We start from the raw sequence: 10,000 nt of genomic DNA on the forward strand, positions 1-10,000 counted from the left end.
TAATTTAGTTTTACTCGAAGGGATGTTACCTATGCCGCTATTGGAGCGGAAAATTAAAGAATGGGTAGCAGAGCAGACAGGTAACAGTTAATGGCGCAAAGCTTTGCAGTTCGCTTTGATGCGAACTTATGGCTGGTACCCGGAAAAGGTGGATGGCATATGCTGAATCTGCCTTTGCAGCTTTCTGCGGAACTGAAAGATAAATTCAGCCAGCAGATTGCTGGCTGGGGCAGAATAAGAGTTAAAGTTCAGATCGCTGATCAGCATTGGCAAACCTCGTTGTTCCGCGACGATAGCGCTTCTGTGTTTATGTTACCTGTCAAAGCCCGGGTGAGGAGAAACTTAAAGCTTGAAGTGGGCGCTCTTTGTCAGGTTCAGTTAACACTCCCTGAGAGATAGACTAAGCCGCCATAAAGGAACAGACCAAACTGGTCAGCTCCTTTAGGCAAAATCAGGTTCCAATTCGAAGCGTAATAGTTGAGAAGAATAGGGCTGGTACACTTCAAGACACAAAGCCTGTAACAATAAGCGCGGCGCTGCAGCATAGGCCTCATCGTGCGCGTAAAACGCATCCCCCAAAATAGGGTGCCCCAGACTTTGCATATGCAGCCGCAATTGATGTGAACGCCCTGTCACAGGCCTTAGTTCCACTAAACTACTTTGTCCGTCAAAACTTAAACGCTGAAAGTAGGTCAGGGCCGCTTTACCTGTTTTCTGACAGATTTTTTGTAGCGGAGGCTGAGTCAGATCCGCTGTCAGAGGTGCATTAACCATACCTTGCTCAGCGATCTGTCCCCAAACACGTGCCCGGTAGATTTTTTTTACAGAACGTGATGCAAACTGTTGTTTTAGCGCGGCTTCCGCTTTACGACGTAAAGCAAAAACCACTAAACCAGAAGTGCTCATATCCAGTCTGTGTACAAGTTGCGCCAAAGGAAATTGCTGCTGTACTCTATGGAGTAAACAGTCTTGCATCTCTTCACTGCGGCCTGGGTTTGTCAATATACCACTGGGTTTATTTACCACCAGAATGTCTTTGTCCAGATACAAAATATCCAGCCATGGTTCAGCCGGCGGGTTATACACAAAAGGCCTTTGCATCCACTTACTCTTATTTATACAAATGATTAGTACAGATATCACTACTGCTGTTTCAGCTGGGTACCTGAAATTGCTGCTTTATTGCCCATTCGACGTAGTCCCAGTCGTACAGGTAACACTTTGCGCATAAAGGCGCACTAAGATATCGCCAATCTGCAGCTCCAACTTACTTGGGTATATAACGTCAATTCTGGCATACTAGGGCCAACTTTGTATCTAGTTATTTGGTATGACTGAAGCTATTGATGAATTGGCGATTTTACCCGCCACAAAACAAGCCTGGACCTTAGTTTATCAGGACGAATTTCTGTTGGTAGTAAACAAGCCTGCTCATTTACTGACAGTGCCAGGCCGCCATCCACAAAATCAGGATTGCCTGATAAGCCGTGTCCAGCGCGAATTTCCTTCTGCCGCTGTAGTTCACCGATTGGATTACGACACTTCAGGTTTGTTGGTGTTACCTCTGACCAAAAACGCCTTATCTACCATCAGTAAAGAGTTCCAAAGTCGCGGCACAAAAAAAACTTATCAGGCTGTTGTATCAGGAGTACCCACACCCTTAACTGGTACCGTAGATAAAGCTATAGCGCCAGACAAAGACAACAGGCCTTTATACAAAATCAGCCCTGAGGGCAAAGCTTCAGTCACGCACTATCAGGTATTGCAACTGTTACCAGAGTATCAGGCTGCTTTGGTGCAATTAGAGCCTGTAACAGGGCGCTCTCATCAGTTGCGTTTGCATATGCAAAGTATAGGACACGCTATTTTAGGTGATCCTTTTTATGCAAATGCGGCACAACAACAGCAAAGCAGTCGTTTAATGCTGCATGCTGCTGAACTTGAATTTACCCATCCACAGAGCGCTAAACTGATGCACTTTAAGGCTGAGGCTGACTTTTTACAGGCCTTGCGTTGAGGAACACAGCGCAGCCAAGCAACGCACCACAAATCACGCCGTACAAATGGGCGTCTATAGCGACATTAGCATTTATTAATGCCGCCAGCTCAGCATCGGGCCCTTGCCACTGTTCATACAATACCTTCGCACCAACGCCCAGTAAGATAAGCCAACCGGACTGAATTTTGTGTTTGATATCAAACATGGCTCCGACTGTGATGAAACAATGTAACCAACCAGATAATCCAACATAAATTTGGATGTCAGGGCTAAACAAATACAAAAGCACACTGATTCCAGTGCAACCGCATACAAGCAGCAAAGCGAAAGAGTTCAGGCTGTAATACATCTGGTGCAACATCAGTATCAAAATAAAAGCGCCGAGGTTCATCAGCAAATGCCAGTGATTGCTGTGCAACAAATGCCCGGTGACAGCTCGCCAGATTTCCGCTGGTTGTGTTCTGTTGTATTCCAGCGCCGAACGGACACTTTCTGGGAAAAAATGCAGCAACACCAGCACTGCGACAAAAACCAAAATGCTCAGTTGAAAAGAGGAAAAGCCTCGAAAACTCATCAATACCATCGCTTGTTACGTCTAATTGCTGCTATGCAAAAGCATTCGTCGCTTCAGGTCAAGGCTTTTAACGTGAAAAGCCTGATCTGTGATTGATCCGACTGGCCCGACTAGGTAAGGTGAGAGTCTGTCGTAGGTAGGAAAAACAATGATAACAACTCAATTTAAACTTCGGATCCTGACAGCGACTTTGCTGTTTACCAGTTTTACGTCTTTTGCTGCAACACATGATCCTGAAGCCACTACAGGTATAGAGCAAAAACAACTAGTCACAGCCAGGCATTATATGGCTTCAGCTGCTAATCCTCTCGCTGTTAAAGCAGGTGAACAGATCCTGGCTAAAGGAGGCAGTGCCGTCGATGCAGCTATTGCTATGCAGCTGATGCTGGGGTTGGTCGAACCACAAAGTTCTGGTATCGGCGGCGGGCTGTTTTTACTGCATTGGGATAAACAAAAAGCCAGTTTAACTAGTATTGATGGGCGTGAAACTGCCCCAGCAGCGGCGGGACCAGATCTGTTTGTTGAAAATGGCAAACTGATGAGCTGGCGGGAAGCCTTTGTGGGAGGCAAGTCTGTTGGTGTCCCTGGCGTTGTCAAGGCGCTGGAGTTAGCGCATCAGCAGCATGGAGTATTGCCCTGGGCAGAGCTTTTTGCACCTGCTATACAAATGGCAGAGAAGGGTTTTGTGGTGTCGCCGCGTTTAGCGGGTTTACTCAAAGCCAACTGGAATCCGGGACTGGATAAATTTGCCTCAAGTGCAGCTTATTTCAAAACAGAAGGTCAGTGGTTGCCTGCAGGTTTTGTCCGTAAAAACCTGGCCTATGCAGCTTTGCTGCAAAAGATTGCCAAAGAAGGCAGCAAGGCTTTTTATCAGGGGGATAATGCCAAAGCTTTGGTTGCCGCAGTGCAGCAGGCTCCTGTTAATGCGGGGCAAATAAGCCTTGCTGATTTGGCGGGCTACCAGCCTAAGCCTAGGGATCCACTTTGTATCCCTTACCGCCAGTTTAAAATATGCAGTATGGCTCCACCGAGTTCTGGTGGTTTAGCCGTACTGCAGATGATGGGCATGCTGTCGCATCAACCGCTGGCCAAACTTAAACCGAATTCAGTTGAAGCCATTCATTTGATCAGTCAGGCAGCTAAGCTTGCTTTTGCCGATCGGGAACGTTTTGCGGCCGATCCGGATTTTGTCAAAGTACCGGTTCAGGGCTTGTTAGCCCCTGATTATCTGAAACAACGAGCTGCTTTATTAACCGCGACAGAAGGCGCAGCAGCCCTGGCTGGTGAGCCCGAAGGCGCAGAACCTTTGGCATCAGGCCATGCTATTGAATTTGCCAACACCAGTCATTTGTCTGTGGTGGATGCGAAAGGTAATGCCGTCAGTATGACCACCAGTATCGAAAATGCCTTTGGCTCCGGCATTTTTGTCAATGGCTATCTGTTGAATAATCAACTGACGGATTTTTCGTTGCAGGCCAAAGTGGACGGTTATTGGGTCGCTAACAGAGTTGAAGCGAAGAAAAGACCCCGTTCTTCAATGGCTCCTATGATGGTGTTTGATAAAGACGGCACTCTGCTTTATATCACAGGTTCCCCCGGAGGCAGTCGTATTATCAACTATGTGGCGCAAAATTTAGTGGCGGTACTTGACTGGGGGATGGATGCGCAGCAAGCCGCGAATTTACCGCGTTTTAGCCACAGAAATGATGGATTAGTGCTGGAGCAAAACACCAACTTAAGTCAGTTAGTGCCGGCTTTGCTGGAGCTGGGTTATCAGCCCAAATTGGCCGATTTAAATAGTGGTATTCATGCGATTAAAATCACAAAAGACCGCTTGGAAGGCTCAGCCGATCCAAGGCGTGAAGGCATAGCGGCTGGTCGCTAACACAAAAAATCAGGACAATAGATGAGTATTAACGTAACAACAGAGCAGGGCGTATTAACCCTGACGCTGAACAGACCAGATAAAAAAAATGCACTGAACAAGCAAATGTACCAGCAATTGGTTGAGCAGCTGCAACAGGCGGTAAAAAACGATACGGTCAAAGTGGTCCTGCTGCAAGGCTCAGCAGAGTGTTTTTCGTCAGGCAATGATTTAGCCGATTTCTTGCAAAGTGGTGAGCTGAACGATACACATCCAACTGTGATGTTTTTGTATGAAATGGCAAAATTTCCAAAACCTGTAGTGGCCGCTGTTGCTGGTCTGGCTATAGGTATTGGTACTACAGTGCTGCTGCATTGTGATTTAGTCTACAGCACAGCGGATTGCCGTTTTCAGTTGCCTTTTACCCAACTGGGGTTATGTCCTGAGGCGGGCTCGAGTCTGTTGTTGCCTTTATTGATAGGGCATCAGCGCGCCAGCAGCATGTTACTGCTGTCTGAAGCTATAGATGGCAACGAAGCCTGGCGTATAGGCATAGTGAATCAATTGGTGGCGAAAGAAGAGTTGCTGGAATTTGCCTTGAGTAAGGCAAAAAAACTGGCCGCTTTGCCAACTGATGCGGTGCAAAGCAGTAAAAAGCTGATGAAAAGTGGCAGCGCAGTGCAACAGGCTATAGGTTTGGAGTTGGCGGACTTTAGTCGTTTATTAAAAGGGCCGGATTGCCAGCAGGTGATACAGCAGTTTTTTAAACGTTAACTCATAACCCGAAAACCTGAGGGCGACCTCTATGGTCGCCCGTCTCTCGCCTGACTTGATAGCGAAAAGGTTATCAGACGTCAGTTCTTGAGTAAGGATTCGGCTTTACTCCTTCAACCAACCAACGACCTTCTTCTTTCACCATTTTAACAATACGTAGTTCTATCTTTTTATTGCCGTTACTCTTACCTTCAAACAACATAGTGATTTCTGCGTGGTTGCCATACTGTTCGCGCAAATTTTTACCTGTCCGGTCAATGCTGATGTTTACTTCATCAAAACTCATGTTGTATAAAGTCCGCACTACACCGCGGGTGTTGCCATAGGCGTCCAGTATCCTGGCGTAAGATTCTGTGCTCAGGGCTTTGGCACGCTCCAGATCTTTTGTGGTATACAGAGAATGAAAAAATTCGCCAGCCGCAAATTCAGGTGAGCCCAAATCCGCATTCACTTTAGGTGCATCATCAGAACAAGATAACAACAGCAGTGAAAAGATCAGCACGAAAAACTTTTTCATTGGAATAGCCCAAAATTAATAATCAAGTTACAGTCTGGGGAAATATGCGGTAAAAGTAAAGAAAAAGGCCACAAAAGTGGCCTTTTTGTAAATCTAAGCAATTGATTAAGCTTGTAATTCGCTTTCTGTGAAAAAGTCAGCAAACAAGGCGCTGGATAAGTAACGCTCTGTTGAACTAGGAATAATCACCACAATATTTTTACCGGCGTTTTCTGGTTTTTCCGCCAGACGTTTAGCTGCAACCACAGCTGCACCTGAGGATATACCTGCCAAAATACCTTCTTCTTTCATCAGACGGTGCGCCATGGCTATGGCGTCATCATTGCTGACCGTTTCTACCGCATCAATAATGGACAAATCCAGATTGCCGGGAATGAAGCCTGCACCAATGCCCTGAATTTTGTGTGGTCCGGGTTTAATTTCCTGACCAGCCCTGGCCTGAGTAATCACTGGTGAATCAATAGGTTCAACTGCAACGCTGACAAGAGGATGTTTTTTCTCATGTTTGATGTAACGGCTGACACCGGTAATAGTACCCCCTGTACCTACACCTGCTACGAAGATGTCAATGTTACCATCTGTGTCATTCCAAATCTCAGGACCAGTAGTATCAAAGTGGATCTGAGGGTTGGCCGGATTTTCGAATTGTTGCAACAGCACGTACTTATCGGGCTCTGACGCCAGAATTTCTTTAGCTTTTTCGATGGCTCCCTTCATACCTTTAGCGCCTTCAGTCAGCACTAAATTAGCGCCTAACGCTTTGAGCAACTTACGGCGTTCTAAGCTCATAGTTGCAGGCATGGTCAGGGTCAAAGCATAACCCCGGCTGGCCGCCACAAAAGCCAAAGCTATACCTGTGTTACCAGAGGTAGGTTCAATAATCTCTTTACCTGGACCTAACAGACCTTTTTTCTCCGCATCCCAAATTAATGCGGCGCCTAAGCGGCATTTTACAGAGAAGCTTGGGTTACGGGATTCAATTTTAGCAAATACGTTAGCACCGGAAGTAACGCGCTTCAGGCGGACCAGAGGCGTGTTACCGATAGAGAGAGAGTTGTCTTCATAGATCTTTGACATAATAAAAAACCTTCAGGGTCTGATGATTGGTTATAAGAATACTAGGCCCAAGTTAAAACGAAAGAAAAGATTTGATATATGATATTCCCAACGTCAAAGGATTAAGCGGTACAGCATGATTTTCAAAAGCACAGAACACTATATTTTATCGCCAGAGTTAGCATTGGCAGTGAACGCCGCTGTTACTTTAGAAAAACCTTTATTGATCAAAGGTGAACCAGGTACGGGCAAAACCCGCTTAGCAGAAGAGCTGGCCGCGAGTTTAGGCACTGAATTAATTAACTGGCAAATTAAGTCCACCAGTAAAGCTCAGCAAGGTTTGTATGAATATGACGCTGTATCACGCTTACGGGACGGCCAGTTGGGTAGCGAGCGGGTTGCCAACATTAGCAATTACATTAAACCAGGCAAGCTATGGACTGCTTTTACTGCAGAAAAACGTCCTGTGTTGTTGATCGACGAAATCGATAAAGCTGATATCGAATTTCCCAACGATTTATTGCATGAGCTGGACAGGATGTCTTTTGATGTCTACGAAACAGGCGAACGCATTGCAGCAAAACAAAGACCTATAGTGGTGATCACCTCGAATAACGAGAAGGAATTGCCTGATGCATTTTTACGTCGCTGCTTTTTCCACTATATACGTTTTCCTGACAAAGATACGTTAACGCAAATAGTGCTGGCGCATTTCCCGACCCTGCAGGCCGATTTACTGACAGCGGCGCTGGAGGTGTTTTTTGATTTAAGAGCAGTAGATGCCTTAAAGAAAAAGCCATCAACCTCGGAGCTTTTGGATTGGTTAAAGCTGTTACTGGCTGAACAGATAGCGCCGTCTGTACTGCATGATAAGCAACATCAGGGGGGATTAATGCCCTTGTATGGCGCCTTGCTGAAAAACGAACAGGATGTTGCCCTGCTTGAAAAACTGGCGTTTATGACCCGTCGTCCTGGACGTTGATATGCTGATTTCGTTCTTTTTGACCTTGCGTAAATATGGCCTGAAATCCAGCATCACCGAACTTATGGATTTACTCAAAGCATTACAACAGCAGATAATTTTTGCCAGTACTGATGATTTTTATCTGTTGTCGCGTTTGTGTCTGGTCAAAGATGAAGGCCAATACGACAAATTTGACCGGGCTTTTGCGGAATACTTTGATGGTGTTGACGTATTGGATTTAGCTTCACTTATTCCGGATCACTGGCTGCTGCCAGGCTTAATCCGTCAGTTAAGTGACGAAGATAAAGCTAAGCTGGCCTCTTTGGGGGGCCTCGAGCAGTTGCTCGAGCAATTTAAGCAGCGTTTAAAGGAGCAGCAGGAAAAGCACGCAGGCGGCAATAAATGGATAGGCACCGGCGGCTCCTCGCCTTTTGGCGCTTATGGTTTTCATCCTGAAGGCATCAGAGTGGGCCAGCAGGGCAGTGGCCAGCGCCGTGCAGTAAAAGTCTGGGATAAAAGAGACTTTAAAGAGTTTGATCAAAATGCTGAACTTAATCACAGAGCTATGCAACTGGCGCTTCGGCAACTGCGGCGCTTCGCTCGTACGGGGCTGGCCACTGAACTGGATTTAAACGGCACCATAAAAGCCACAGCACAGCAGGCCGGCTGGCTGGATTTACAGTTTCAGAGCGAGCGTCACAATGCTGTAAAAGTGCTGATGTTTTTTGATATTGGCGGCTCTATGGATGATTACATTCATGAATGTGAACAACTCTTCGCTGCTGCTCGAACTGAATTTAAGCATCTGGAATTTTTTTATTTTCATAACTGCGTTTATGAGCAGGTATGGCGCACTCATCAAAGGCGTCATGCTGATGCAGTGTCTATTACTCAGCTATTGCAGACCTACCACAGTGACTACAAAGTGATTTTTGTCGGTGATGCCACTACGGGGCCCTATGAAATTACCTACCCTGGAGGCAGTGTTGAGCATTTTAACGCTGAATCCGGGGAAGTCTGGCTGAAACGCCTGTTAGCGCACTTCACAAATGCAGTGTGGCTGAATCCACAACCACAAGCCTGGTGGAGTCATTATCACTCCATTGAGATACTGCAAAAACTGATGCAAAACCAAATGTATGGTATGACCTTGGATGGTTTAAGCGGCGCGATCCGCCATTTATCCAAGCGGCATTGAAAAGGTCAGTCGAACTGATTAAAGTGATTTATTCATCAGGCATTTAGCTAGGAATTGTGATGCAGCACGAACCGCAGGACCATCCGGAGATCAGAGAAGTCGCGCCTGACACTTTTGTCGATGAAACAGGTCATCAACTGACCAAAAAAGAAGTACGGCAAATAGTGACGCCTCATGCCTTTACCGTCGCTGAGCCATTGATAGGACAGCCCCTGGCTAAGCCTTTGCGTAGGGGCTTAGCTATGGCAATTGACGGCTTAATAATCAGTGGCCTTGCATCTGCCAGTTTGGTTTTTGTTTTGCCCACTATGTTGTATTTGTGCTGGAACAGGTTCAAGGCCCAAAAGAAAAACCACCTGCTTTTAATGGTGTTTGCAACCTTATGTATGCTGAGTACGCTGACTTGGGCACCCCAACTTGTCCAGAATGAGTCAACATCGGCCGCCGATCTGGACTTGACGCCAACTGCGGCTGCAGAGCTGGCAGATGTCTCTCTGGCACTTTCAACTCAGGATTGTGATGCAAGTTGCGCCGACCAGAAAACAAAAAATCTGGCGCTAGAGTTGCAAAATTCAGGCGTAAGTATCAAGCAGCAAAAAGATCTGCTGGACGGAATTCTTGATTTAACTGAACTGAAAGGTGCGGAAAAACGCGCTTTAATTGAAAAGTATGTGGCGGAGCCAAAAGCTGTTGCCGAGTCTGCAGAAACCGCACCAAAAGAAACAGCATCTTATTCTGTACTGGATAAATTAAAGAACTCCGATTACAGCCTGATCAAATGGGTCAAAGGTATAATGGCAGATTTTGGTTTGGGTTTTGGCTGGGCTATGTTGTATTTCACTTTTTTTATCAGTTGGAATAACGGCCAAACGATAGGCAAGCAATTGGCCCGTATCAGGGTGGTGCAGTTGGATAATCAGCCTTTAACTTTATGGGCATCATTTAGCCGGCAAGGGGGATATGGCGCTGGTCTTGCGACAGGGTTAATTGGATTTGCACAAATACTCTGGGATCCAAACCGACAGGCTATACAAGATAAAGTCGCCAGCACAGT

Annotated in this window: 11 protein-coding genes; 7 read left to right on the plus strand and 4 right to left on the minus strand. The window is 46.2% G+C overall.

The window, feature by feature from the left end:
• The first annotated feature begins 90 nt into the window (after positions 1-90).
• Positions 91-399: a DUF1905 domain-containing protein gene (locus LDL40_RS02680; protein ID WP_300993549.1), complete on the plus strand. Its 309-nt coding sequence runs from the start codon at positions 91-93 to the stop codon at positions 397-399.
• Positions 400-441: 42 nt separating this feature from the next.
• Here LDL40_RS02680 and LDL40_RS02685 read toward each other — a convergent pair whose 3' ends face one another.
• Complete coding sequence (locus tag LDL40_RS02685) at positions 442-1,101, minus strand: RluA family pseudouridine synthase (RefSeq protein WP_300993550.1); 660 nt, start codon at positions 1,099-1,101, stop codon at positions 442-444.
• Positions 1,102-1,330: 229 nt separating this feature from the next.
• Between LDL40_RS02685 and LDL40_RS02690 the strand changes: the two genes are divergently transcribed.
• On the plus strand, positions 1,331-2,017 hold the full coding sequence (locus tag LDL40_RS02690; RefSeq protein ID WP_300993551.1) for an RluA family pseudouridine synthase: 687 nt from the start codon (positions 1,331-1,333) through the stop codon (positions 2,015-2,017).
• Here the strand turns inward: LDL40_RS02690 and rrtA are convergent.
• Positions 1,980-2,573: a rhombosortase gene (rrtA, locus tag LDL40_RS02695; RefSeq protein WP_300993552.1), complete on the minus strand. Its 594-nt coding sequence runs from the start codon at positions 2,571-2,573 to the stop codon at positions 1,980-1,982. The two genes, LDL40_RS02690 and rrtA, sit on opposite strands and share 38 nt — an antisense overlap.
• A 148-nt stretch (positions 2,574-2,721) precedes the next feature.
• On the opposite strand from rrtA, the gene ggt reads away from it, so the two are divergent.
• Both ggt and LDL40_RS02705 read left to right on the plus strand, forming a co-directional pair.
• Complete coding sequence (gene ggt / locus LDL40_RS02700; RefSeq protein ID WP_300993553.1) at positions 2,722-4,458, plus strand: gamma-glutamyltransferase; 1,737 nt, start codon at positions 2,722-2,724, stop codon at positions 4,456-4,458.
• Positions 4,459-4,479: 21 nt separating this feature from the next.
• Positions 4,480-5,211 carry an enoyl-CoA hydratase gene (locus tag LDL40_RS02705; protein WP_300993554.1) on the plus strand — a complete coding sequence of 244 codons (732 nt, stop codon included), beginning with the start codon at positions 4,480-4,482 and terminating at the stop codon, positions 5,209-5,211.
• 73 nt (positions 5,212-5,284) lie between these two features.
• Here the strand turns inward: LDL40_RS02705 and LDL40_RS02710 are convergent, their stop codons facing one another.
• Both LDL40_RS02710 and cysK read right to left on the minus strand, forming a co-directional pair.
• Positions 5,285-5,728 (minus strand): hypothetical protein, encoded by a 444-nt coding sequence (locus LDL40_RS02710; protein WP_300993555.1) that lies wholly within the window; start codon positions 5,726-5,728, stop codon positions 5,285-5,287.
• A gap of 105 nt (positions 5,729-5,833) precedes the next feature.
• Positions 5,834-6,805 carry a cysteine synthase A gene (cysK, locus tag LDL40_RS02715; protein WP_300993556.1) on the minus strand — a complete coding sequence of 324 codons (972 nt, stop codon included), beginning with the start codon at positions 6,803-6,805 and terminating at the stop codon, positions 5,834-5,836.
• Between the two features lie 115 nt (positions 6,806-6,920).
• On the opposite strand from cysK, the gene LDL40_RS02720 reads away from it, so the two are divergent.
• The 3 genes from LDL40_RS02720 to LDL40_RS02730 all read left to right on the plus strand — a co-directional run.
• Positions 6,921-7,766, plus strand: a complete 846-nt coding sequence (locus LDL40_RS02720; protein ID WP_300993557.1) for a MoxR family ATPase — start codon at positions 6,921-6,923, stop codon at positions 7,764-7,766.
• Between the two features lies 1 nt (position 7,767).
• The gene (locus LDL40_RS02725) at positions 7,768-8,946 is read left to right on the plus strand and encodes a VWA domain-containing protein (RefSeq protein ID WP_300993558.1); all 1,179 of its coding nucleotides are present in this window, start codon (positions 7,768-7,770) and stop codon (positions 8,944-8,946) included.
• Positions 8,947-9,005: 59 nt separating this feature from the next.
• Positions 9,006-10,000 (plus strand): RDD family protein (locus LDL40_RS02730; RefSeq protein WP_300993559.1); only part of this gene is annotated, 995 nt, incomplete at its 3' end.

Source organism: Rheinheimera sp., assembly GCF_020217005.1.
Taxonomy (GTDB): Bacteria; Pseudomonadota; Gammaproteobacteria; order Enterobacterales; family Alteromonadaceae; genus Pararheinheimera.

What these genes read in the sequence shown, in the direction of transcription:
- LDL40_RS02680 (WP_300993549.1), top strand. Translation starts at nt 91, where the DNA reads ATGGCGCAAAGCTTTGCAGTTCGCTTTGATGCGAACTTATGGCTGGTA.
- LDL40_RS02685 (WP_300993550.1), bottom strand. Translation starts at nt 1,101, where the DNA reads ATGCAAAGGCCTTTTGTGTATAACCCGCCGGCTGAACCATGGCTGGAT.
- LDL40_RS02690 (WP_300993551.1), top strand. Translation starts at nt 1,331, where the DNA reads ATGACTGAAGCTATTGATGAATTGGCGATTTTACCCGCCACAAAACAA.
- rrtA (WP_300993552.1), bottom strand. Translation starts at nt 2,573, where the DNA reads ATGAGTTTTCGAGGCTTTTCCTCTTTTCAACTGAGCATTTTGGTTTTT.
- ggt (WP_300993553.1), top strand. Translation starts at nt 2,722, where the DNA reads ATGATAACAACTCAATTTAAACTTCGGATCCTGACAGCGACTTTGCTG.
- LDL40_RS02705 (WP_300993554.1), top strand. Translation starts at nt 4,480, where the DNA reads ATGAGTATTAACGTAACAACAGAGCAGGGCGTATTAACCCTGACGCTG.
- LDL40_RS02710 (WP_300993555.1), bottom strand. Translation starts at nt 5,728, where the DNA reads ATGAAAAAGTTTTTCGTGCTGATCTTTTCACTGCTGTTGTTATCTTGT.
- cysK (WP_300993556.1), bottom strand. Translation starts at nt 6,805, where the DNA reads ATGTCAAAGATCTATGAAGACAACTCTCTCTCTATCGGTAACACGCCT.
- LDL40_RS02720 (WP_300993557.1), top strand. Translation starts at nt 6,921, where the DNA reads ATGATTTTCAAAAGCACAGAACACTATATTTTATCGCCAGAGTTAGCA.
- LDL40_RS02725 (WP_300993558.1), top strand. Translation starts at nt 7,768, where the DNA reads ATGCTGATTTCGTTCTTTTTGACCTTGCGTAAATATGGCCTGAAATCC.